We start from the raw sequence: 22,958 nt of genomic DNA, 5'->3' as shown, positions 1-22,958 counted from the left end.
GTTCTTTTCAGAATGCGGCGGTCAGGTTCATGTTGAAAGACCGCCCCATTCCCGGCAATGGCCCCAGAATACCCGTCGCGTCGTAATCCCCCAGCGAGAGCCCGCCCAGAGGCAGGTAATATCGCTGGTTCAGCACGTTCGCCAGCTCGGCATTGAGCGTGAAATACCGCCAGCGATAGCTCCCCCCAAGCCCCAGAAGCGCATAGCCCGGCGTACGGGGCTCGTTGCGCAGCCAGTCCACGGTATCCTTGGATTTCACGAGCGTCACCTCGACCCGGCCCGTCCAGTTCTCATAGGTCTCGTGCAGTCCGATCAGGCCGTTCGCGGGCATCTGGTGATACAGCCCCGAATGCGTGACCAGATCCACACCGCGGACCCAGTTGATGTTCCCGACAAGCTCGCCGCGTCCGTAAGCCGCTCTATCCCACAGACGTACCGAGCCTGACGCGTTGATGCCGTAGCTCTGGGCATTATGGTTGACGAAACCCAGCATCGACAGCCCGCTCGAGAAGTTGCCCAGCCGCCGGACGTTAATGTAGTTGTGCGTGTAGGTATAAAACGGCTGGATCTTCAGATCCCAGCGCTGCGTCGGGTTCGGATCATGCCAGTCCACCGTCACGCTGGCCGTATTCGCGACTTCAGGGGACAGGTTCAGGTTCCCCACATAGCCGTTGCCATCGCCAAACCAGCCGATCATTTGTGTCGACATACTCCCCATTCCCCAGGCATAGCGCTCATACAGGTTCGGCGAGCGCGTCTTGCGGGCATAGCCGCCCTCAATGGACAGGCTGTCCATCGGCTTCCAGCGACCGGTTGCCGTGACGTCGAAATTGACGTCCGTCCGGCCGCGTGACGCCTTGTTGAACGTCTCCGCCGCAGCGGCATCCGCCATCGACATCATGCCGGTCCAGGAATATGGCGCGACCTTGCCCGTATTCATCATCACCAGATCGTTCCGAAATCCGAGCTGCGTGGAAAAGCGCGGCAGCCACTGCGCATCCCATTCCGCGAAATGGCCCAGCCGGTCCCGATGGCCGTTATTGATGTTGTGATAGGTGTCTGGCCCCATCATCATGCTGCCCTGCAATGGCGGCCACCAGTCGTTCAGCCCGTTATGGTCGAAGGAACTACCCAGCTTGAGCGTATGCTTAAGCCCGAGCGGAATCGTCGCCTTGATGGCATAGGCCGCCGTCCGTGCATCCGTGTTCATGGGCATACCTGTGGTGGCGCTGTGACCACCCTTGTCCGACAGCATGTCCATGACATGGGTGACATGCTGCCAGGACCCGCGCACATCCAGCGTGCCCCAGTCGAAGTCGCCCTTGTACTTGCCGTTCACGAATGTGGACCGGTTGTTTGTCATGTCCATGTACTGGTTGGGAAAACCCTCATACGGGATGTCCTGCTGCCCGAAGGTCAGGGCCAGAAGGTGATTGGCTTTCTTCACGCCCAGCGTCACGGCATGGTTGAAGCTCAGATACTCCGTGGAGCGCACCTGTTTCCCGTTTCCACCGGTCTGATAGTCGCTGGCATGGGAATAGGACGCAGTATAGCGCAGGCTGAACATGTCATTGGCGACCGTCAGGGACCCCGAAGCTCCCGAACCGCCGCCATTGCTGCGATAGTCGCCACGGACATGCCCCGTCACAAGGATATTGCCCGTTTTGGCAAAGAGCGGGTCCTTGCGCTCGATCTCCACGGTTCCGCCGATACTGTCACCGCCCAGACTGACGGGCGTGATGCCCGCAATTGCCACGGCGCGTGAGACGCTGTCCGGATCGACATAGGACATGGCCGGATTCATGTGGTTCGGGCAGGCGGCATCAATCCGCATCCCGTCCACGAGTGTCGCCACGCGGTCATCGGCCATACCGTTCAGGACGGGCAGGGCGGAAACACCGCCTGCGGAATAGGTGCTGTAACCCAGCGCATGGTCCAGAAGATGCGCCGTATCCGCGCTTGTCGTCTGGGGCTGACGGACGCCATTGACCGTCAGGTGTTCGGTACCGGTGGCCTCGATGGAGTCGTCTGGAGAAACGGTGTTCTGGGCCGAAGCCGTTGAAAATGCACTCAGGGACAACCCGGCAATCGCAAGAAGACTGCACGCATGATTTGCGCTTCCGCCTGTGCGGAAACTGAAAGGGGGGAGCATGATCCACATCCTCGACTGGTCTGAAATCCAGTCACAGCGGATCACGCCCTGAAAGGCCGCCCCCGGGAAAGGCAGCCTTCAGAAACATTCGTCTTCCGCCATGACCACGATGGGTTCAGGCGAGTCGGGGTGGTCCCCGGGACGGTGGCAGCAGACGCCAGACTGCGGGTGGGGCTCGAGGTGCGCCGGGCTGCTGCCGGATCTGACGGCCTGTGGTGCTTCGGGCTGGTACGATAGGTAGTCCAGCAAGGATGACCGCCAGAAGCTGCAACAGCGGACAGAGCGGACAACTGCCGTCATGGGAATGATGATGGTGATGATGGCCGGCCATCATTCCGGGCATTGGCCCGGACATCTCCACCGGGGATGGTGCGATGTCGATCCCGGTCAGGCGCTCGATGACCGCTCGCGGGCTTTCCTCGGGATAGGCGCATCCCTGAAGGACCAGCTGTCCCAGAAACCCCAGAAGAACCACGGCGATGACTGCAAACGCAGACACACCGGACCGTCGGTTCGAAGAGGAGGAAAAGCGGGACATGACGCCCGCATCTGGCGCGCGGGCAGGGGGGCGGTCAAGGGAGCAGAATACGGCCCGTCCCTATATTTCTAGCAGTTTTCAGACGATTACTGACCGTGTGGGATCAGTGCAGCGGCTTCTGCCGACCTGTCAGGACATTCCCGGCCGAAGCCGCCGCGATGCACAACACACCTATCCAGCGCATGATGGACAGGGCCTCGTGCAGAAAGATGAACCCCGAAAGTGCACCCAGCATCGGCTCCATGCTCAGCAGAATACCCAGATCGCGGGGACTCAGGGTCCGCATCGCCATCATGTCCAGAATATACGGAACCGCTGAGGACAGAACGGCCACGCTTAGCGCAGCGCCACCTTGCCAGGGATGGGTCAGAACCGTCGGGATCGTCGGGATCAGGCAGGGCAACAGCAGAATAGCCGCCGTGCTCATGCCCAGAGTGGTCGCAACGGGGGCCGGGAACATCTTGCCCATCCGCGTGCCGGTCAGGATATAGACCACCCAGCCGCAACCACTCAGAAGGGCCGCGGCCACGCCGAACAGGTTGAGCGACGCCAGACCTGCCGTCGCCCCTTCGGGCCGCAGCAGCAGAAACAGCCCCGCAACTACAAGCGCTGCCCAACACAGATCCAGCCACCGACGGGAGCCGACCAGTGCCAGCGTCAGGGGGCCAGTGAACTCAAGGGCCACCACAACGCCCAGCGGCAGCCGGACCAGCGCCACGTAAAAACAGAAATTCATGACCGCAACAGCGGCCCCGTAAGGCAGCAGCAGCTTCAGCCGTTCGACCGTCAGTGTGCCGCGTGTCGGGCGCCAGATACACAGCAGGATCACGGCCGCCAGGCACACGCGCAGCCCCACCATGCCGGTTGGGCCGAACAGCGGGAACAACCCCTTCGCCAACGTTGCGCCGACCTGAAAGGAGGAAATTCCCCCGATCAGGCACCCGACGGCCTTGAGCTGGCTATGAGACTCCGTGGAACTGGCCTGTGACGACACGCTCAGACGTCGAGCTCGTCAACGGACCGGGCATGTTCCTGAATGAACCGGAAGCGCAGTTCCGGCTTGCGGCCCATCAGGCTCTCCACCCGCTCGCTGGTCGCCAGACGGTCTTCCGCCGGGGTGATGACCCGCAGCAATGTGCGCCGGGCCGGGTCCATGGTCGTTTCCTTGAGATCCTTCACTGGCATTTCGCCCAGACCCTTGAATCGGGAGACCTCGACCTTTGCATTGGCCTTGAAATCGGTCTTGATCCGCCGCAGCCGGTCCTGATCGTTCATGGCATAGACCGTCTTGGGCCCATGCGTGATGCGATAGAGCGGGGGCTGCGCCAGATGCAGATGGCCCTGACGGATCAGCTCCGGCATCTCGCGATAGAAGAACGTCATGAGAAGCGAGGCGATATGCGCCCCGTCCACGTCAGCATCGGTCATGATGATGACGCGCCCATAGCGCAGGCGGCTGATATCGAACGACGCTCCGATACCGCAGCCCAGAGCCTCCGTCAGATCCCGCAGTTCCTGATTGGCCCGCAGTTTGTCGGTCGTGGCGGAGGCCACGTTGAGAATTTTTCCGCGTAGCGGCAGCACGGCCTGTGTTTCGCGGTCCCGCGCCTGACGGGCTGAACCACCGGCCGATTCGCCCTCCACCAGGAACAGCTCCGTATCCGCAGCATTTTCGCGCGTGCAGTCTGTCAGCTTGCCCGGCAGGCGCAGTTTGCGCGTGGCGCTCTTGCGGGCCGTGTCCTTGACTTCGCGGCGGCGCAAACGCTCTTCCGCCCGCTCCACCATGAAGGCCAGCAGGCCGTCTGCCTGTTGCGGATTGCCGCCCAGCCAGTGGTCCACGCGGTCACGCAGCGCCCCTTCGACCAGCCGTGAGGCCTCCTGAGAAGTCAGCTTGTCCTTGGTCTGGCCCTGAAACTGCGGATCGCGGACGAAGACCGAAAGCTTGGCCGCGACGGACCCCAGAACGTCCTCGGCCGAGATCGCTGCCGCCCGCTTGACCTTGCGTTGATCGCCCCAGGCCCGCAGCCCCTTGACCAGAGCTGAGCGGAAGCCGGCCTCATGCGTGCCACCCTGAGGTGTGGGAATCGTGTTGCAGAACGAGGAGAGCGACGCCGTGCCGCTCTCAAGGAACGCGACTGCCCATTCCACGCGACCGCCCGTGCGACCATCCGCCGCAACCGGCAGCTCCACATCCCCCGCCCAGAGCGGGGTCAGCAGATCCGGATCAGGCCCAAGCTCTGCCGAGAGCGCGTCTTCCAAACCGTTGGGGAACTGGATGGTGGCTTCAGCCGGAGTTTCGTCTCCGGCCTTGATAAGGGACGGCTCGCATTTCCACTGGATTGTCACGCCCCGGAACAGCGCTGCTTTGGAGCAGCACATCCGGTAGAGCCGGGCCGGGGAGAAATGATGATTGCCGAAGATTTCCGGGTCGGGCGTGAACCGCACCGTCGTACCGCGACGGTTGGGTGCGTTGCCGACTTCTGCCAGCGGCGCCAGAGAGACACCGCGCACGAAGTCCTGCCGGTACAGCGTCCGGTCCCGTGCGACTTCGACTTCGAGCTTCTCGGACAGCGCATTGACGACCGAACTGCCAACGCCATGCAGGCCGCCAGACGTGTCATAGGCCTTGCCGGAGAACTTTCCGCCCGCATGAAGCGTGGTGAAAATTACCTCAAGCGCGGATTTCTCGGGAAATTTCGGATGGGGATCGGTCGGGATGCCACGACCATTGTCGCGCACCATGAGCGTGCGCGGGCCCTCCAGCCTGACATCGATGGTGGTGGCGTGACCGGCCACCGCTTCATCCATCGCATTATCAAGGATTTCGGAAGCAAGGTGATGATACGCGGTATCATCCGTGCCGCCGATATACATGCCCGGACGGCGCCGGACGGGCTCAAGCCCTTCCAGCACCTCAATGTCGTGGGCGCCATATTCCGTGTCGACCGGTGCCTTGCGGGTGCCGCCGGCCCGGGTCTTGCCTGTCTTTCCTGACTCGAACAGATCGCTCATGTCTGCGTTGTCGCCGCCCCATCACAGAACGTCAAGCAAACGCTTCGCGACAGGGTAACGGACGGGCTCAGAGAGGGAGTTTCAGGCGCGGTTCGTACGGCGGGTGGCCGCGCGTTTCGTCACACCCTTGCGGGAATGACGGTCCACCGTGGCAGGAGCTTCGCAGCTCTCATAGGACGCAGGCTGGGCCACGTCCTTGGCCTCGGCGTAATGGGCGAGGTCGGATGAAGATTCCAGTGCGTCGATCTCGTCAAACATGGCTTCGCGCTGCTCGCAGAAAACTGTGCCGGACTTCAGTCCACCCAGCGACTGGATATCGGCCAGCTGCGTGATGTAGTCGTCATGCTCAACCTGTGCGCGACGGCCGTAGGTGGTGCGGAAATAGCTGTTCAGACGCTCATCAGCGCTCAGCAGGGCCGGACGGAACTTGCCGACAAAGGCATTGTAACGGTCCTGTGCCTTGCACGACAGCGCCGTTACCATCAGCTCGGACTTCAGGCCAGCCACATCGAAGGCTTCGTGAGCGGGCGAGTTGCCGCAGTCCGCAGCGCGGGCGGAAAGGGGATGAACGGCAGCAAGCGTAGCGCAGGAAAGCCCGACGGCAAGCAGGCTCTGGAAGGAACGACGGAAGATCGACGGCATTGACAGACTCCACAAGACCGGATCGACCGGCCAAACCACTGGAACAGACTACCCGCGGTCGACCCCCTGCGAAAGCTGATTCTGCGTCTGAGGAACGTGCGGCAAGCCCTTAATCCGAAACATGATTTCATGGCAGAAAATGGGCGCGAGACCCTTCCACACCAATTTATCGGTCATACGACACAAAATACCGTCAAAATGGCCGATGGTGCGCCGTGCAGTCTTTCGCCCCGTGCTGTCCTGTTCTACATGCGAACGTCTGTCTGCCGTGAAAACGCGGCATGTCCTGTCACGATGCGTTGGAGTTGACCGTGCGTCTGCGAGGTTCTGCCATTACCCTGGGTTCGGCATTTGCCGTGTCCCTGCTTCTCTCCGGCTGTGCCCAGCAGCCGATCGTCCAGCGTTCCGTGGCTCCGAATCCCTTCGGATACCAGCGCACATCCGCCGTCTGTCATGTCTCCGCCGTCAAGAAGGCTGCTGACGGCACGATGAGCGTGGACATGACGGTCCGCAGCGATGACGGACTGTGCTCCATCGCCATCCAGAAGCCGATGGGCGGCAACTATGCCTCCTTCGGCGTCAATCCTCCGCCGACACACGGCAAGGCCTTCCTCTACAATTATGACGGCAAGACCTACGTGGACTACACGCCTGCTACGGCTTACGCCGGAACGGACACGTTCACGGCCGAGCTGATCCCGGGTGGCGGTCAAAAGCGCGAACATCTGACGATCCGCGCTACAGTCGATGCAACCGGCGTGGTTGTTGCGAAGCCGCCCGCAGTCGTCGCACCGACGCCCGCGAAGGCGACTGCAAAGAAAGCTGCCGTCCGTCACACGGTGCGTCGCAAGAAGTAAGTTTTCCATCCAGTGATGGGCCGGAACAGGGCGGGGAGTGTTCTCTCCGCCCTTTTTCATGCGCGACAGGCATAAAAAACTGGCGGCTCCGTGAGAAGCCGCCGGTTGCGCGGGAAGCAGATCCTGCTTGCAGATCTTACTTGAAGTCGATTTCCACGCGGCGGTTCTGAGGCTCGCGGATATTGGCAGCTGTGACGACCAGTGGGTGGCTCTCGCCAAAGCCCTGTGTCGTGATAAGGCCCGCGGCCACGCCATCACGTACCAGCTCTTCCTTGACCGTATTCGCACGACGCTGTGACAGCGCCATGTTGTAGGCCTCGCCGCGGCGTCCCGGCTGGGCAGCCGAGGTGTCGGTATAGCCGCTGACCTCAATATGCGTGACCTGAACGGACGTCGAATTACGTGCTGCGGTCGCCACGACAGCTTTTGCACGGGTGCTCAGCTCGGCCGAGTCCCAGTCGAAGAACACCAGATAGGTGCGGGTGGGAGCAGGGCCGGGAACCGGCATCGGTGCTGCAACCGGCTTCGGCGGCGGGGGAGCCGGATTGAACTCGTAGCGCAGCCCCAGCATCAGCGAATGGTTGAAGTCCGTCCTTGTGTCGCGGTTGCCGCTGGACACGCCGAATTCCTTCGTTTTGTCCCAGCCGCCATAGATCCCGGTCGCCGTGGCGTGGTGCCCGTTCGGTCCCATCAGCGTGTAGAAGCGGTATTCCGCCGTTGCCGACAGCCCCACGACCCAGGGGACAGGGAAGGAGAGACCGAAAATGCCCTGATAGGCAAAGTTTCCGGCCGTGCCGCCAACATGCTGGTCAAAGGCGCCGTTCGGAGCATGAACATAGGTGTTCATCGCCTGCCAGCCATATCCGACGCCTGCGCCGAAATACGGGAAGACCCAGGACTTGCCGATGTCCATGTCGAACAGCGCGTTGGCCATGACGCCATAGCCCTGCTGACGCCCACCAACGGAAGACGGGAACGTGCTGGAACGGAACTGCTGCAACCGGTTGTTGCGGTAGTTCCCCTCAACCTCGACGCGGAATCCGTTTCCGAGCCCGTAGCCCAGGCTGCCGATGCCGGTCACGCCAGCCTGATAGTGGTCGCGCCCGCTCGGAAAGACGGGCGAGAGGCGCGCCGTCTGATCCTGGTTGAAGCTTGCACCGCCTTCACCGGCAACATACAGCCCTTTGACGGGCTGTGCTGTTGCGGCTCCCATGACGAGCATCGAAACGCCTGCAGTGAACCCGGCACGGGTCAGCCAGGTCCTGACAACGGATCGTTGCGTCATGTCATTTCTCTCCAACCAGCCAAATCTGCCAACCTTGTCTGTGTGTGTTCTTGCCGAAAGCTCGGACGATGGCAACGCATCACACAGCACAATGCCGCATCATGCGGTTTTCTTTATGGCAGGTTCGCCATGTGCTGTGTCTTCACTCCCACAGTTTACGCCTCTTCGTCCAGATCGAGCCTCCGCGACCCGAGAGTGCGCTCGATGGGCTGGGACACATCCCGCATCTCAAGCTCGATGATCCACAGGTCCGGATCATATTTTTTCTGGCGTTCCAGATACGCGTCCACGCTCTGCGGATCGGTAGCATCCACGCGCGCCCAGCCGGACCCGTCCTCGCGCAGGACTCCGGTACCGCCAGAACGGTCCGCCAGGACGATCAGAACCGCACCGGCATCCTCGTCGCCTTTCTTGAGAACCATGGCGGAGGTTCCGTCCGAAGAAATACGGCGCAGGACAGCCCGTACCCAGAGTCCCGTTTTCAATCTTGCGCCCATGACTGCTTCCATTCGTCCTGCGTGCTAGTGGAGGGGGGCGCTGTTCTCATCGGGAACAGACTCCAGCGCCGCCCTGTAGGCGGCAGGGGAAGACAGCAGCGCCCTGGCTGCGTCCATATCGGCATCCGAACCGATCGCGGCCGGACAGTGCTTTCTGATCTCGAGAATCTTCGTGACCGGCACTGGATAGCGGGCTGAGCGCGCCATCTGTACGGCAATACCCTGCAGGGTATTGCCCTGCTTGAGGGCGGACAACTGAGCCTGAAGAGACTCCGCGCCGAGCGACGTGCAGACCTGAGGCATGACGCCCAGTCCTTGGATCGGCCAGCCCAGGGGGGCCTGATTGCGACTCCACGTCACGAACAGTTCGCCTCCGTTCGGCATCTGTCCGATCACCTGCACGAGTCCCTTGCCCAGGGTCTCGCTCCCGATCACGACCGCGCGGCGGTGATCGGCCAGTGCGGAGGCCAGGATTTCAGCCGCGCTGGCTGTCCGTCCGTCCACAAGAATCACGACTGGTGTGCCATTGGTCATGTCACCACCCTGAACGGCCCAGATATGGTTGGCCAGAGGGTTCCGCCCATGCGTGGTTACGGCCACACCATGATCCAGCAGCAGGGCCGCTGTCGTGACGGCCTGCTGCAGAACACCACCGCGATCGCCGCGCAGATCGAGAATGATGCCTGCCGCCTGCGCCGCTCTGTTTTTGGTTACAGGCGGCGCAGGGGCGTCCGGGGTCGGTTCATCCACCACCTGATCAATATACTGGCTGATCTCTTCCGCTGTCTGGGTCGAAAAGGACGTGACGCGTAGCACGGTGAAAGAACCATCCGTTGAGGCGAACACGGTTTCTGGTGGAACCTGCACCCGCTCCAGTCGAAGAATTGTTGTCCCATGCCCCTTGGACGCGATTCCGAGCGCGACAGATGTGTGCTCATCGCCATCCAGCCAATCCTGAACTGCAGTCACGTTCTGGCCCCGTGTCGTCCGCCCGTTAACGGACACCAGACGTTCGCCTGTATCCACACCGGCCTCCCAGGCCGGACCGTTGGCATTGACGGCTGTAATCACGATTGTCCGTCCGCTTTGCCCTAGACTCAGCCCTACAGTACCCGTGTTCCCGGTCCGTCGTGTTCGGTCCGAGGTGGCGGGAGAGGGGCCGAGGTATCGGGAATACGGATCCAGATGGTTAAAGAGCTCGTCGAAAAAACCCTGTAAGAGCGCATCGGGTCCGGCGTCGCGCAGGGTGGAGGAGTGCTGCCAGGCCGCCTGCATGGCAGCTGTGACCAGTTCTGCCCAGGCGCCGTTGCCGTCTGCTGCGGGCATGGCGCGGCTGAACACAATTGTCTGCCCTTGCAGAATATTCAGCATGGATGGAGCGTGTCCGGATGTCGCCTCGCCAGCCACCTTCTCTGCGGCCATCGCCGCGCCAGGAGGCGGGGCGGCCAGCGGTGAAACTGTGGGCTGTGTTTCCGTAACGGAGAGGGTCGGGTCAATGGCCGTCAGACCATCCAGTCCCCAGATCGAAAAATCCCGCGCTGAATGAGGTTCCAGGGTGCGCGGTTCCAGAAAGCCAAGCGCTGCAACCAGAACCTCCCTTGTGATGGAGGCTGAGAAAACGGGGGGCGGTGGTTGTACAGGAGTGGGGGTGGAAGATGGACCGGCAGTGCTGCTCGTGTCCGGAGCCGTCTGTGCCTTTCCAGATCCTGTCGCGACCACCAGAATGAAGACGCAGACCGCCAGACACACGGCCTGACGACATGCCGCCTCGCGGCTGCGCGGCATGAAAAAGGTCATAAGGCGGACAGCATGACGCAAGACGGGGTCCTTGGAGACGGGACGGCAAGAAAGGCTGCTCCCGTAACGCGACCACGCCACAAACTTCAGCCACGGTAAAGACTTGCCAGATCGAATGTGGGGTCGACAGTGCCATCTGGCAACACTGCCGATCCGATCTGGTTTCAGTCTTCCGACGACGTGTCGGAAACAGTCTTACGCTTCCGCGGCGTTGTGGTTTTCGTCTTGGTGGCGGATTTGGCCGGGCTACGCTTCGTTACTTTCTTTGGAGCCGCTTCATCCCCTTCCGCAGCCGCAACGGCTTTTTTCGTCTTTGCCGCTTTCGGAGCCGCTTTTTTCGTAGAAGTTTTTTTTGCGCCACCTTTCAGTGGCTTGCCCTTTTCCGCCAGCAACGCCACCGCCTCATCCAGCGTGACCTCCTCCATGTCCTGCCCCTTCGGCAGGTTGGCGATCAGCTGGTTGTGCTGGGCATACGGGCCAAACCGTCCTTTGCGAATCATGACCGGCTCGCCGTCTTTTGGATGCGGCCCCAGATTGCGGATGGAGGCCAGCTTTTTGGCCAGTGCATCCACGGCCCGGTTCAGCCCGACGGTTACGACATCATCGTCCTTGTCGAGCGTGCCATAGATCGCGCCCATCTTCACATATGGCCCAAAGCGCCCCAGACCGGCTTCGATCTTTTCGCCCGTCTCCGGATGCAGCCCGACCAGACGCGGCAGGGACAGGAGCCCCAGCGCCTGCTCCATGGTCATGGTGTTGCCGTCGATGCCCTTGGGAATGGTTGTCCGCTTGGGTTTGGCCTTCTTGTCCTCCGGATTGGGCTCTCCGCGCTGGATATACAGTCCGTAAGGCCCGCGACGGATCGAGATGTCCTCGCCGGTGTCCGGATCCTGTCCCAGAACCTTCGGGCCATCATTCAGCCCTTCAGTATCGCCTTCCTCAGCTACCAGCCTGCGCGTGAACTGACAGGTCGGGTAATTCGAGCATCCGATGAAGGCGCCGAACTTGCCAAGCCGTAGGCCGAGGCGTCCGGTTCCGCACGACGTACACACGCGCGGATCGCCACCATCCGGGCGGGGCGGGAAGAAATGCGGCCCGAGATCTTCGTCCAGCGCGTCAATGACGTCCGAGATCTTCAGGTCCTTGGTCTGCGCGACCGCCGCCGAGAAATCCTGCCAGAAGGCTGCCATGACATCATGCCAGTCAGCCCGGCCGCCCGAAATGTCATCAAGCTGCTCTTCAAGCGATGCCGTGAAGCCCGAATCCACATAGCGCTCAAAGAAGGATGTCAGGAACGCCGTGACCAGCCGTCCGCGGTCTTCAGGGATGAAGCGCCGGGCATCCAGGCGCACATAATTCCGGTCCCGCAGCACGCCGAGAATCGAAGCATAGGTCGAGGGACGGCCAATGCCGATCTCTTCCATTTTCTTGACGAGCGAGGCTTCCGAATAGCGCGGCGGCGGCTGCGTGAAATGCTGCTCGGCATCCACGGCCCCGGTTGTCAGGCGGTCGCCTTCCTTCATGGGCGGCAGGAGCTTGCCGTCGTCGTCTTCAGCCTTCGTGTCGTCACGGCCTTCGATGTAAAGCTTGAGGAAGCCGTCAAACGCGATGGTCGAGCCCGTGGCGCGCAGAAGCGTCTGGCCGCTCGCATCCGCCAGCGTTACTGCAACCTGATCCAGCTCGGCCGACTGCATCTGCGAGGCGACGGAGCGCTTCCAGATCAGTTCGTAAAGCTTCTTCTGTTCCGGCGTCAGTGCGTGACCAACCTGCTGGGGCGTAAGGAACACGTCCGTCGGGCGGATGGCCTCGTGGGCTTCCTGCGCGTTCTTGGCTTTGGTGGAATAAGTGCGAGGATAATCCGGAACATATTCGTCCCCGAACGCCTTGCCGATATGGCCGCGAATGGAGCTCACGGCTTCCTTCGCCATCGTCACGCCATCGGTTCGCATATAGGTAATCAGACCCGTCGTCTCACCACGCAGATCCACACCTTCATAAAGCTGCTGGGCCGTGCGCATCGTGGTCTGCGCGCTCATGCCCAGCTTACGGGATGCTTCTTGCTGAAGGGTGGACGTCGTGAACGGTGGCGGCGGGTTGCGCTTGGTGCGCTTGCGTTCGACGGACCGGACCGTGAACTGCCCTGCCAGTACGGCATCACGTCCATCGAAGGCCAGCTGTTCGTTGTTCAGGTCGAACTGGTCGAGCTTCTCGCCCTTCAGATGGGTCAGGCGTGCCTGGAACGCGGCCTTGCCGGGTGTCGTGAAGCCCCCGGTGACGGTCCAGTATTCTTTGGGGCGGAAGACCTCGATTTCGGCTTCGCGCTCACAGATCAGACGCAGCGCGACCGACTGAACACGCCCGGCGCTCCGGCTACCCGGCAGCTTGCGCCACAGGACGGGAGAGAGCGTGAAGCCGACCAGATAGTCCAGCGCGCGGCGGGCCAGATAGGCGTCGATCAGCGGGCGGTCCAGTTCACGCGGGGCCGCCATCGCCGCCGTAACGGCCGATTTGGTGATTTCGTTAAAGGTAACGCGATGGACGTCCACGTTCTTCAGAAGGTTTTTTTCTTCCAGAACGCTGCGGACATGCCAGGAAATCGCCTCACCCTCGCGATCCGGGTCAGTGGCGAGGTAAAGGTTCTTCGCCCCCTTCAGCGCCTTGGTGATGGCGGAGATCTGCTTTGCGCCGCGCTCGTCCGTCTGCCAGCTCATGGCAAAATTCTCGTCCGGGCGCACGCTGCCGTCCTTGGGCGGCAGATCCCGCACATGGCCGAACGACGCGAGGACGGTATATCCGCCTCCCAGATACTTGTTGATCGTCTTGGCCTTTGCCGGGCTCTCGACCACCACAACGTCCGTCATCGCCACTCCGGTATTCCGCGTCACTTCAGTTCGGCAGCAACGCCACGCGTCCGCCGGGCACAAACTCCACGACCCCGCCAAGCTCAAGCTCAGCCAGCGTCGCAAGCACTGCCGACACGGAGAACTGGCAGCGGCGCACCACATCGTCAACTGCTACAGGCGTCACAGACAGAAGAGAGCATACCTTGTTCTGGACCAGATCCGGATCAATCCAGCCCGTATCTGAAGTGTCACCCCATACGACCGAAGGTTCGGAAAAGCCTGTCAAAGGCGGGTTGTGGCCCGATAAACGCTGCCAGGGTGCTGGTTCTCGTCGAGGAAGCTCAAGCGGCAGAACCTGAAGAATATCGTCAATATTTTCTGCCAGGGTGGCCTGGCTTGTTTTTAGTAACTGGTTTCCGCCCCGTGACCGTGGATCTAGCGGCGAACCGGGTACGACCAGAAGTTCGCGGTTATAGGACTGGGCCAACTCGGCCGTGATCAGCGTGCCCGATCCTGCTGTCGCCTCAATGATCAGGCATCCCAGGGAGATCCCGGCAATCAGGCGGTTCCGCCGCGGAAAATGGCGGGCCTGCGGGGCTGTTCCCAGCAGGGCTTCCGTCACCAGACAGCCCTGCTCGGCGATCTGCTGCTGAAGGGAGGCATTCTCCGGCGGATAGACGTGATCCAGACCACCTGCGATGGCGGCGACCGTTAATCCTGGATGAAGAGCCGCAGCATGCGCCGCCGAGTCGATGCCGCGCGCCAGCCCGGAAATAACGCAGAGTCCTGAATGCGCGATTTCGGCTGAAAGGCTCTCAGCAATCCGGATTCCCGCCGCCGAGGCGTTTCGAGCGCCCACAATCCCCACAGACCGCATCGAAAGCTTACGGATGTCCCCAAGTGTGAACAGAACCGGCGGGGCATCGGGGATGCAGGACAGAAGCAGCGGATAGTCCGCATCACCCCGCAGCAGCATCTTTCCGCCCAGTTTTTCAAGGCGTTCCAGCTCATCGGTCATGCGTGAAACGGAGGGAATAACAGGGTCGTCCCGACGTCCGGCCTTGCGCATTCTTCCGGGCAGGGCGGCCAGGGCAGCACCGGCACTTCCATACTGCGTCATCAGTCGCGCGAAATTGATCGGACCGATGCCTGTCGTCTGCGCAAGACGTAAGGCATCGATTCGGTCTGTGGCGAACATGACGGGAGGAACGTCCAGAGGAGCTGTCATAAGATCTTTTCCTTAAGACAGACTAATTAACGAACGCTTAAAATTTAGCGTCCTGACGCTTGATCTACGTTAACCCGCGGTTCCCGACCCGTCAGCAGGCGCGCAATATTGCTGGAATGTCGCGCCCAGATCAGCACGGAGACGAGAAGCGTCGCTACCGGGATCGGAGAATGCAGTGTGCGGCCAGACAGGAGCACCATCAGCACAGGTGCCAGCAGGAATGCGGCCAATGCTCCAGCTGAAGAAATCCGGCTGAGACGTGCGACCAGCAGCCAGATCACACAGCAGGCAAGCCCCACTGGCCAAGACAGGACCCAGATCGTCCCCAGTCCTGTCGCAACGCCCTTGCCGCCACGGAAGCCGAGCCAGACCGGAAAGCAGTGTCCAACAACTACGGCCACGGCGGCCACCGCCATGGTGGTGTCGCTGGCTCCGGGGAAGAAAAACCGTGCGATCAGGACCGCCGCAGCTCCTTTGAGCGCATCCAGCAGCAGCGTGGCCGCCGCCAGACCGCGTCGTCCCGTACGCAGGACGTTGGTTGCGCCGATATTGCCCGATCCGATCTTGCGGATGTCCCCGCCCCCTGCGAGCGCCGTCAGCAGCAGCCCGAACGGGATGCTTCCGATGACGTAGGAGATGAGGGACAGGAGGATCAGTTGTGCCTGAAAGCCGCTCATGCCTGTGCCTCAGAAAGCCCGTCAGCCGTAAAGACCTCAACGCCGCGTTTGAAGGTTCGCAGGACACGGCCTTTCAGGTTGCGGCCATCAAACGGCGTGTTCTGTGCCCGCCCCGGAAGTTCTCCGGCCACCACCGTCCACGACCCGTCCGGATCAAACAGGCACAGATCGGCGTCACTTCCGGTTGCCAGCGTTCCGGCTTCCAGGCCGAGCAGGGCTGCCGGAGCGGACGTCACCAGCCGCAGCGCATCCAGCAGCGGCAGTCCGGCGCCAAGTGTCACGCCCAGCAGCGTGACCAGCCCGGTGCCCCCAGCCCGAGCCTGAGCAAACGGCAGGCGTTTGTCATCCGCATCTGCCGGCGCATGATCTGAGGCCACGGCGTCAACCGTCCCATCTGCCAGCGCTGCACACACCGCCTGCCGGTCCGTGTCGTTGCGCAGGGGCGGTGAGAGTTTCGCATAAGTACGAAAATCGCCGATATCGTCTTCGGTCATGGCGAAATAAGGGGGGGCCGTATCGCAGGTCACCCGGATGCCGCGGTTTTTGGCTTTGCGGATCAGATCCAGCCCTTCCGCTGTCGAGACATGCGCGAAATGCAGTCGCGCGCCTGTCATGTCAGCCAGACGCAAATCGCGGGCGATCATGATGGCTTCGGCTTCGGCCGGAACCTGAGGCAGCCCCATCCGCACCGCCCGTGCTCCTGCCGTGGCGCAGGCGCCTTTGGCCAGCGACGGCTCTTCCGGATGCTGCACCACGATGGCGTCCAGAAAGCGCGAATAGGACAGCAGATTGCGCATCTGCTTGGCGTCCGAAATCGTGCGCGTTCCATCCGTGAACGCCACGGCTCCCGCGTTGCGCAGCAGGCCGAGTTCGGCCATTTCCCCGCCCTCGCAGCCGCGCGTCAGCGCGCCATAGGGATGGATCGAGACCATGCCCGTCTCCTCGCCCCGGACCCGCAGCAGATGCACGAGCGCCGGATTGTCGATCGGTGGCGAAGTGTTGGGCAGGACTGCCATGGTCGTGATGCCACCTGCGACGGCTGCCCGCGCACCGGAAGAGACGCTCTCGCGATATTCCGACCCCGGCTCCCCGAGTGCGACGCGCATGTCCACCAGACCGGGGCACAGCACAGCGCCCGCGCCATCAATGACCCGCGCGCCTTCGGGAACCGATCCGTCTTCGCAGGCGACGATCTTCCCCTGACGCACCATAAGTCGTCCGGTCTCATCGCGGCCCGAAGCCGGGTCGATCAGTCGGACATTTTCAAAAACGATATCATTCATACCGGCATCCGTGCCCGGGACAGACGGTCCAGAACCGCCATCCGCACAGCCACGCCCATCTCAACCTGTTCGGAAATCACGCTCTGATCCGAATCCGCCACGTCCGAAGCGATTTCGACGCCACGGTTCATTGGCCCCGGATGCATGACGAGCGCGCCGGGATTGGCCAGCGCCAGACGGCGGCGGTCCAGCCCGAAGAAATGGAAATATTCCCGCGCACTTGGCACCAGACCAGCCCCCATGCGCTCTTTCTGAAGGCGCAGGGACATGACCACATCCGCACCCTCAAGCGCTTTGTCCATGTCGGAATACAGCTCGACATTTCCCAAGCCAGCCATGGCCCCCGGAACCAGCGTCGGCGGCCCGACCAGCCGCACCCGGTTTCCGAATGCCGTCAACAGATGGATGTTGGAGCGTGCCACCCGGCTGTGCCCGACATCCCCGCAGATGGCGACCGTGAGGCCTTCAAGGCGGCCGAAATGCCGGCGGATGGTCAGCGCATCCAGCAGCGCCTGTGTCGGATGTTCGTGCGTGCCGTCGCCAGCATTGACGACGCTGGCCTCGACTTTCTGCGACAGCAGGGCCGGCGCACCGGACTGCGCATGGCGGATGACCAAAAGGTCACAGCGCATAGCGTTCAGCGTCGCTGCCGTATCCAGCAGCGTCTCCCCCTTGTTCACAGAACTCGTGGCGACGGACATGTTGATGACGTCCGCGCCCAGCCGCTTGCCCGCGAGTTCGAAACTCGTGCGGGTGCGGGTGCTGTCTTCGTAGAACAGGTTGATGACCGTCCGCCCCCGCAGCGCATCGCGCGGCGCGGAGCGCGAACGGCTCAGCAGCGCATAGCTCTCCGCCAGATCGAGGAACGGCACGAGCTGTTTAGCCGACAGCCCCTCGATTCCCAGCAGATGCCGGGGGACGGACCGCCGCTCAGCCATCGGTGGATGCGGAGGCGAGAACGGCAGCAATACGGGCCAGAACTTCGTCCTGCCCGAGAGCCGCAAGCGTCAGGTCAATACCCGGAGACGTCGTGGAGCCCGTCATGGCCGCGCGCAGCGGCTGGGCCACGGAGCCGAGCTTGATCTCATGTTTTTCAGCATAGGCGCGTAGCGTCGTATCGACGGTTTCGGGCGTGAAGTCCGAAAGCGCGGCCAGATCCTTGCCTACGCCTTGCAGAACCGTGCGCCCGTCCTCGCCCAGCAGCTTTTCGGCCTTGGGCGTGAAGGTCAGCGGCAGCGTGAAGCCTGCGAAAGCGGCGTTGTCCGCCAGTTCCACGAGCGTCTTGGCGCGTTCCTTGAGGCCCGGCATCATCGCAAGAATGCGCGCGCGGGTGCGGTCATCGGTGACAACGCCGTCGCGACCCTGAAGGCGCTGCATGACGTCATCCGTCAGGCGCGCATCATCGGCAACACGCATCCAGATCCCGTTCAGATGCGCCAGCTTGACGTAATCCATGCGGGACGGGGAGCGGCCCACGCCATCCAGATCGAACAGCTTGATCTGCTCTTCGCGGGACAGGACTTCGGCATCGCCATGACCCCAGCCCAGACGCAGCAGATAGTTGCACAGGGCTTCCGGCAGATAGCCTTCCTCGCGGAAATCCACGACCGACTGTGCGCCATGGCGCTTGGACAGCTTGGCGCCGTCCGGTCCGTGGATCAGCGGCAGATGGGCGAAATGCGGTAGGTTCCAGCCCATGGCGCGATAGATCATGGCCTGACGGAACGTGTTCGTCAGATGGTCGTCACCGCGCATGACATGGGTGATGTCCATGTCATGATCGTCCACAACCACGGCATGCAGATAGGTCGGCGTGCCGTCCGAACGCAGCAGGATCAGGTCGTCCATTTCGGAATTCGCGACCCGGACTTCGCCCTGCACCAGATCCCTGATGACGGTCTCGCCGTCGCGCGGCGCTTTCAGACGCACGACATACGGCGCACCGGCGGGCGCTTCGGACGGATCGCGGTCGCGCCATGTGCCATCGTAACGGGGCGGGCGCTTCTCGGCCATGGCCTTCTCGCGCATGGCGGTCAGCTCTTCAGGCGTGCAGAAGCACTTGTAGGCCTGTCCCTTTTCCAGAAGCTCAAGGGCCACTTCCGTGTGGCGATCCTGCCGGGCGGACTGGAAAACCGGTTCGCCGTCCGCTTCGATTCCCATCCAGGCCAGACCGTCGAAGATCACGTCCACAGCCCGCTGGGTGGAACGTTCCTTGTCGGTGTCCTCGATCCTCAGAAGGAATTCGCCGCCGTGATGGCGGGCGAAGAGGAAATTGAACAGGGCGGCGCGGGCATTGCCGACATGCAGCAGACCCGTCGGGGAGGGGGCAAATCGCGTACGGATGGTCATGCCGCCGTCATATCACGCTCTGACGCGCGCTTCCATCCGCCCGCGCCTGCGCGTTTCGTGACGCCTTCACAGCCCGCGCCTTACAAAAAGCTAAGGCTCTTCAAGCGCGTGTGATTTCCAGCCCTCTGTCGAACCGGCTTATTGTGACGTTCAATAGTCCGGATGGTGCCTTTCCAATGAACAGACGCGATTTCAATGCCCTGCTGGCAGGGCTGGGTCTGACCTTCGGAGAGGGAAGGGTCCGTCACGCCAGCGCCACGACGTCCCGCGTGGACGTCTTTACGCTGCACGCCAATGACTGGGTTCCGAACAATCCGGACCTGCCCGTCATCGTGTATCGCAACGCGCTCGAAGCCGGGCCGGATCGTGAGGGAGTGTATGAAGACCTGTTCGCCCGGAACGGCTGGCCGCCGCAGTGGCGTAACGGTGTCTATCCGTTTCATCACTATCACAGCCTCGGTCACGAAGTTCTGGGATTTTCCAACGGTTCCGCGCGCCTGATGCTGGGCGGACCAAAGGCCCGGACGGTTGAGGTGCGCGGTGGCGACATCGCTGTGCTTCCGGCCGGGACGGGACACTGCGACCTTGGTTCGGACGAGGATTTCACCGTTATCGGCGCCTACCCCCCCAATCAGTCCTTTGACATTCTCCGTTCCGCGCCCACTGCCGAACAGCTTGCCCGCATCCACGGTTTGCCCTTCCCGAAAACCGATCCGGTTCAGGGCGCAGCCGGCACTCTCGCACGGGAGTGGCACCCTTCATGACTGGTTTTCCGCTCAGACGACGCCCTTTTCTTGCAGCGCTCGCCGGTCTGGCGACCGTCAGCAGTGCCAGCGCGGTCGAGGCCACGAGCCAGAAAATGCGGATCGGCATTATCGGCACGGGCCATGTCGGCACGACGCTGGCCGAGCTGTGGGTCCATGCAGGCTATCACGTCATGGTGTCGTCGCGCTCCCTGAGCGAGGCGCAGTCTCTTGCTACGTCGCTGGGTCCGCTCGCCACGGCTGGAACGCCGGCGCAGGCGGCAGCTTACGGAGATGTCGTTGTCCTTGCCGTGCCGTATGGCGCCATACCGCAACTTGGCCCGCAGCTCAGCCGGACGCTGCTGGACAAGGTCGTGCTTGATCCGTCCAACCCTTATTCCTGGCGGGATGGTGCGATTGCGGATACGGCGCAGCGGGATGGGGCAGGGGTGACAACCCAGCGTTATTTCCCTTCCGCGCATGTGGTCCGGGCGTTCAACTCCATCGACATGACCACGCTGCGCTCCGAAGCGCACCGTTCGTCGCCGCTTCTGGCGGTGCCGGTTGCTGGGGATGATGCGCAGGCCGTGTCGCAGGTCACGACGCTGGTGAAGGCGGCTGGATTCGATCCTGTCGTGACCGGAAATCTCGCGACCGCGAAGCTGTTCCAGCCGGGCAGTACCGGTTTTGAACTGGAACAGGATGCCCCCGGCCTGAAGCAGGCGTTGCACCTTCCGCAGTAACGGACCTCTCCGCAGGATTCGCCCGACCCGGACAGGGAGGCGCGCCCTGCGGAAAAATCCGTTACGGTCCTGCCTGTGAAGACAGAGACCCTTTCCATACCGGACCTTGATCTGCACGAACTTCTGGAATGTGCGGAACGCCTCGACCCTGCGCCGAAGCTGCCATCTGTCGTGACCCTGGCTATTCTGGATCAGGGACGGCAGATGATCTGCTGGCTTCCCGTCGCTGTCGGGATGGGGGCACTGCTGTACCTTGCTTTGCCGTTCGAACCCTCCATTGTGTCTGTCTTGCTTGTCACCCTCCTGTTCGGCCTGTCGGGGGCAGGATGTCTCTGGCGGGGCTGGCACCTGCTTTTTCCGCGTCTGACGGGATTTGCGCTGCTTGCGGCTGCGATCGGTTTTGGCGATCTGGCATTACAGGCCCGGATGCAGCCACCCATGCCGGTCCTGCCGACCCATGCAACGGTTCTGACGGGGCGCGTCCTGTCACTGGAACTCCTGCCGCCCCGGAATGAGGATGAAGATGACGGTCATCGCATCACTCTGGCCGATGCGGTGTTTGACACGCCCGTTGATGCCGGGATGGCGCCTTTGCGCCGTACGCTGCACATCCGCCTGCGCGACGATGACGATTTTCTGCCGGAGCCGGGAAGCACGATCAGCCTGCGCACCATGCTGCGCCCGCCGCCCCCGCCGTCATGGCCGGGCGGACGAGATCTTCAGCGGGAGGCATGGTTTTCGGGGCTGGCGGGAAGCGGTTATGCGCTGGGGCCAGTCAGTCTTTCTGGCACCGCTTCCCGGCCTTCCCTGATTGAAACCCTGCGCGAAGCCGTCGCTTTCCGTACGGCTTCCGTGCTGTCCGACCAGACTGCCGCGATTGCGGCCACACTTCTGGCGGGGGAAGCGGGCGGCATCGACCAGCAGACGCGGGAGGCATTTTCCGCGTCCGGACTGGCGCATCTCCTGGCCGTTGCGGGGTTGCATCTGGGGCTCGTGATGGCGGCCGTCATTGTGACCGTGCGCTGTAGTCTGGCCTGCATCGAATATGTAGCCCTGCGCTGGCCCTGCCGGCAGATTTCCGCCATCGCCGGACTGCTGGCCGGAGCGGGTTATGTGCTGCTGACGGGCGCGCATCTGCCCAGTCTGCGGGCGCTGGGAATGGCGAGTATCGTGACGCTGGCCATCGTGACCGGACGGCGCGTCCTGTCCATGCGGTCGCTGTCCATCGTGGCGCTCCTGATCCTGCTGGTCTCGCCCGTTTCGGTCGTCGATGTGTCGTTCCAGATGTCCTTTGCCGCCGTGATGGGCCTGATTGCGGGGTATGCTGCCCTGCGCGAGCCGCTTATGCGTCTACGTGGGGAAGGGCAGTGGTATCGGGTTGTCGCGTCCTATTGCGCGGCTCTGACCCTGACGAGTCTTCTCGCCGGGCTGGCGACGCTGCCGGTCAGCATGGCGCATTTTGGCACGCTTCAGCCCTGGTTCGTGCTGGCCAATCTGGTGGCCGTACCGCTGGCGGCGGTCTGGATCATGCCCGCCGGGCTTCTGGCACTTGTCGCCATGCCGGTTCATGCCGAAGCGCCGTTTCTGAAACTCATGGGCGCTGGCATTCGCATCGTGCAGGCGCTGGCGGAGCATGTGGCCGCTTTTCCGATGGCCCATCAGCCCGTTCCGGCCATGCCCGGCTGGGGACTGTTTTTTGTGATGCTCGGGCTGTGTTTCCTGTGTCTGTGGAAAGGTCGGGTCTGTCTCATCGGTCTGCTGCCGGTCGCGGTCGGGCTGGCCTCGATCTGGCTTGCGCCCAAGCCGGATATTCTCGTTTCTGCGGATGCAGGGCTGATGGCCGTGCGTCGCCCGGGCGTGCTTCTGGTCGGCCCGCATTCGAGCCTGCAACGCCGTACGCTGGAAGACTGGCAGCAGGCTCTTGCCCTTCCCACCGCCCCCCTGCCGTCAGAATGTCTGTCTGGTCTGTGCCGGATCCGTGTTGGCGCACAGACTGTCCTTCTGCGCGCGCGCGATCTTTCGGACGGCACCATCCTTCCGACCGCGCAGCAATGCGAGGGCGTGAGCCTGTTCATCAGCGCGTCTCCCGCCCGGAAAGGCTGCGCGGATGTGCCGTCCCTCGACCGGTTTTCGGTCTGGCGCGATGGGGCCTACAGCGTGTTCGCTGGACGTGGCCTCACGGTTGTTTCGGACCGGAGCTGGCGGGGAAACCGTCTCTGGGTCCCCCCGGTCGGGTGGCACGGAATGCCCAACCTGCCGCTGGCCCAATCGGAATAGTCCAGCCGGAAAGAGACGGTTCTCAACGTTTTGGA

At 62.5% G+C, this 22,958-nt stretch carries 18 protein-coding genes; 4 read left to right on the top strand and 14 right to left on the bottom strand.

Annotation, left to right across the window (positions count from 1 at the left end):
• Positions 1-7: 7 nt before the first annotated feature.
• The 5 genes from JK202_RS10555 to JK202_RS10535 all read right to left on the bottom strand — a co-directional run bounded on the left by JK202_RS10555 (position 8) and on the right by JK202_RS10535 (position 6,344).
• Positions 8-2,152 (bottom strand): TonB-dependent receptor, encoded by a 2,145-nt coding sequence (locus JK202_RS10555; protein ID WP_211560903.1) that lies wholly within the window; start codon positions 2,150-2,152, stop codon positions 8-10.
• Between the two features lie 115 nt (positions 2,153-2,267).
• Complete coding sequence (locus JK202_RS10550) at positions 2,268-2,690, bottom strand: DUF2946 family protein (protein WP_211560902.1); 423 nt, start codon at positions 2,688-2,690, stop codon at positions 2,268-2,270.
• Between the two features lie 103 nt (positions 2,691-2,793).
• Positions 2,794-3,684 carry an EamA family transporter gene (locus JK202_RS10545; protein ID WP_211560901.1) on the bottom strand — a complete coding sequence of 297 codons (891 nt, stop codon included), beginning with the start codon at positions 3,682-3,684 and terminating at the stop codon, positions 2,794-2,796.
• A 2-nt stretch (positions 3,685-3,686) separates the two neighbouring features.
• Positions 3,687-5,702 carry a DNA topoisomerase IV subunit B gene (gene parE / locus JK202_RS10540; RefSeq protein WP_211560900.1) on the bottom strand — a complete coding sequence of 672 codons (2,016 nt, stop codon included), beginning with the start codon at positions 5,700-5,702 and terminating at the stop codon, positions 3,687-3,689.
• Positions 5,703-5,783: 81 nt separating this feature from the next.
• Positions 5,784-6,344 carry a hypothetical protein gene (locus tag JK202_RS10535; protein WP_211560899.1) on the bottom strand — a complete coding sequence of 187 codons (561 nt, stop codon included), beginning with the start codon at positions 6,342-6,344 and terminating at the stop codon, positions 5,784-5,786.
• Positions 6,345-6,625: 281 nt separating this feature from the next.
• On the opposite strand from JK202_RS10535, the gene JK202_RS10530 reads away from it, so the two are divergent.
• Positions 6,626-7,201 (top strand): hypothetical protein, encoded by a 576-nt coding sequence (locus tag JK202_RS10530; protein ID WP_249199941.1) that lies wholly within the window; start codon positions 6,626-6,628, stop codon positions 7,199-7,201.
• Positions 7,202-7,337: 136 nt separating this feature from the next.
• Here JK202_RS10530 and JK202_RS10525 read toward each other — a convergent pair whose 3' ends face one another.
• The 9 genes from JK202_RS10525 to gltX all read right to left on the bottom strand — a co-directional run bounded on the left by JK202_RS10525 (position 7,338) and on the right by gltX (position 19,160).
• Complete coding sequence (locus tag JK202_RS10525; protein ID WP_211560898.1) at positions 7,338-8,486, bottom strand: OmpA family protein; 1,149 nt, start codon at positions 8,484-8,486, stop codon at positions 7,338-7,340.
• A 155-nt stretch (positions 8,487-8,641) separates the two neighbouring features.
• Positions 8,642-8,983 carry a DUF1491 family protein gene (locus tag JK202_RS10520; RefSeq protein ID WP_211560897.1) on the bottom strand — a complete coding sequence of 114 codons (342 nt, stop codon included), beginning with the start codon at positions 8,981-8,983 and terminating at the stop codon, positions 8,642-8,644.
• A 24-nt stretch (positions 8,984-9,007) separates the two neighbouring features.
• Positions 9,008-10,768, bottom strand: coding sequence for a S41 family peptidase (locus JK202_RS10515; protein ID WP_249199938.1), 1,761 nt, complete (start codon positions 10,766-10,768; stop codon positions 9,008-9,010).
• A 176-nt stretch (positions 10,769-10,944) separates the two neighbouring features.
• Positions 10,945-13,641, bottom strand: a complete 2,697-nt coding sequence (topA, locus tag JK202_RS10510) for a type I DNA topoisomerase (protein ID WP_211560896.1) — start codon at positions 13,639-13,641, stop codon at positions 10,945-10,947.
• A 25-nt stretch (positions 13,642-13,666) separates the two neighbouring features.
• Positions 13,667-14,851, bottom strand: a complete 1,185-nt coding sequence (dprA, locus tag JK202_RS10505; RefSeq protein WP_211560895.1) for a DNA-processing protein DprA — start codon at positions 14,849-14,851, stop codon at positions 13,667-13,669.
• 44 nt (positions 14,852-14,895) lie between these two features.
• Positions 14,896-15,528 (bottom strand): glycerol-3-phosphate 1-O-acyltransferase PlsY, encoded by a 633-nt coding sequence (plsY, locus tag JK202_RS10500; protein WP_211560894.1) that lies wholly within the window; start codon positions 15,526-15,528, stop codon positions 14,896-14,898.
• Complete coding sequence (locus JK202_RS10495) at positions 15,525-16,811, bottom strand: dihydroorotase family protein (RefSeq protein WP_211560892.1); 1,287 nt, start codon at positions 16,809-16,811, stop codon at positions 15,525-15,527. The genes plsY and JK202_RS10495 overlap by 4 nt, the downstream gene beginning before the upstream one ends.
• Complete coding sequence (locus tag JK202_RS10490; protein WP_211560890.1) at positions 16,808-17,749, bottom strand: aspartate carbamoyltransferase catalytic subunit; 942 nt, start codon at positions 17,747-17,749, stop codon at positions 16,808-16,810. Before JK202_RS10490 ends, JK202_RS10495 begins: the two co-directional genes overlap by 4 nt.
• Positions 17,742-19,160 carry a glutamate--tRNA ligase gene (gene gltX, locus JK202_RS10485; RefSeq protein WP_211560889.1) on the bottom strand — a complete coding sequence of 473 codons (1,419 nt, stop codon included), beginning with the start codon at positions 19,158-19,160 and terminating at the stop codon, positions 17,742-17,744. The genes JK202_RS10490 and gltX overlap by 8 nt, the downstream gene beginning before the upstream one ends.
• 176 nt (positions 19,161-19,336) lie before the next feature.
• Here gltX and JK202_RS10480 point away from each other — a divergent pair, with 176 nt between their 5' ends.
• From JK202_RS10480 to JK202_RS10470, 3 genes are all read left to right on the top strand, one after another.
• On the top strand, positions 19,337-19,924 hold the full coding sequence (locus tag JK202_RS10480) for a cupin (protein ID WP_211560887.1): 588 nt from the start codon (positions 19,337-19,339) through the stop codon (positions 19,922-19,924).
• The gene (locus tag JK202_RS10475) at positions 19,921-20,646 is read left to right on the top strand and encodes an NADPH-dependent F420 reductase (protein ID WP_211560885.1); all 726 of its coding nucleotides are present in this window, start codon (positions 19,921-19,923) and stop codon (positions 20,644-20,646) included. The genes JK202_RS10480 and JK202_RS10475 overlap by 4 nt, the downstream gene beginning before the upstream one ends.
• Positions 20,647-20,721: 75 nt before the next feature.
• On the top strand, positions 20,722-22,923 hold the full coding sequence (locus JK202_RS10470; protein ID WP_349291854.1) for a ComEC/Rec2 family competence protein: 2,202 nt from the start codon (positions 20,722-20,724) through the stop codon (positions 22,921-22,923).
• Positions 22,924-22,958: the final 35 nt, after the last annotated feature.

Source organism: Gluconobacter sp. Dm-62 (assembly GCF_018256155.1).
Classification (GTDB): Bacteria; Pseudomonadota; Alphaproteobacteria; order Acetobacterales; family Acetobacteraceae; genus Gluconobacter.
The sequence above is the reverse complement of the archived record's forward strand: the minus strand, read 5'-3'. Positions and strand labels throughout refer to the sequence as shown.

What these genes read in the sequence shown, in the direction of transcription:
- topA (WP_211560896.1), bottom strand. Translation starts at nt 13,641, where the DNA reads ATGACGGACGTTGTGGTGGTCGAGAGCCCGGCAAAGGCCAAGACGATC.
- JK202_RS10490 (WP_211560890.1), bottom strand. Translation starts at nt 17,749, where the DNA reads ATGGCTGAGCGGCGGTCCGTCCCCCGGCATCTGCTGGGAATCGAGGGG.
- JK202_RS10520 (WP_211560897.1), bottom strand. Translation starts at nt 8,983, where the DNA reads ATGGGCGCAAGATTGAAAACGGGACTCTGGGTACGGGCTGTCCTGCGC.
- JK202_RS10555 (WP_211560903.1), bottom strand. Translation starts at nt 2,152, where the DNA reads ATGCTCCCCCCTTTCAGTTTCCGCACAGGCGGAAGCGCAAATCATGCG.
- dprA (WP_211560895.1), bottom strand. Translation starts at nt 14,851, where the DNA reads ATGACAGCTCCTCTGGACGTTCCTCCCGTCATGTTCGCCACAGACCGA.
- JK202_RS10495 (WP_211560892.1), bottom strand. Translation starts at nt 16,811, where the DNA reads ATGAATGATATCGTTTTTGAAAATGTCCGACTGATCGACCCGGCTTCG.
- JK202_RS10475 (WP_211560885.1), top strand. Translation starts at nt 19,921, where the DNA reads ATGACTGGTTTTCCGCTCAGACGACGCCCTTTTCTTGCAGCGCTCGCC.
- gltX (WP_211560889.1), bottom strand. Translation starts at nt 19,160, where the DNA reads ATGACCATCCGTACGCGATTTGCCCCCTCCCCGACGGGTCTGCTGCAT.
- plsY (WP_211560894.1), bottom strand. Translation starts at nt 15,528, where the DNA reads ATGAGCGGCTTTCAGGCACAACTGATCCTCCTGTCCCTCATCTCCTAC.
- JK202_RS10535 (WP_211560899.1), bottom strand. Translation starts at nt 6,344, where the DNA reads ATGCCGTCGATCTTCCGTCGTTCCTTCCAGAGCCTGCTTGCCGTCGGG.
- JK202_RS10530 (WP_249199941.1), top strand. Translation starts at nt 6,626, where the DNA reads ATGTCCTGTCACGATGCGTTGGAGTTGACCGTGCGTCTGCGAGGTTCT.
- JK202_RS10550 (WP_211560902.1), bottom strand. Translation starts at nt 2,690, where the DNA reads ATGTCCCGCTTTTCCTCCTCTTCGAACCGACGGTCCGGTGTGTCTGCG.
- JK202_RS10515 (WP_249199938.1), bottom strand. Translation starts at nt 10,768, where the DNA reads ATGCCGCGCAGCCGCGAGGCGGCATGTCGTCAGGCCGTGTGTCTGGCG.
- parE (WP_211560900.1), bottom strand. Translation starts at nt 5,702, where the DNA reads ATGAGCGATCTGTTCGAGTCAGGAAAGACAGGCAAGACCCGGGCCGGC.
- JK202_RS10480 (WP_211560887.1), top strand. Translation starts at nt 19,337, where the DNA reads ATGAACAGACGCGATTTCAATGCCCTGCTGGCAGGGCTGGGTCTGACC.
- JK202_RS10525 (WP_211560898.1), bottom strand. Translation starts at nt 8,486, where the DNA reads ATGACGCAACGATCCGTTGTCAGGACCTGGCTGACCCGTGCCGGGTTC.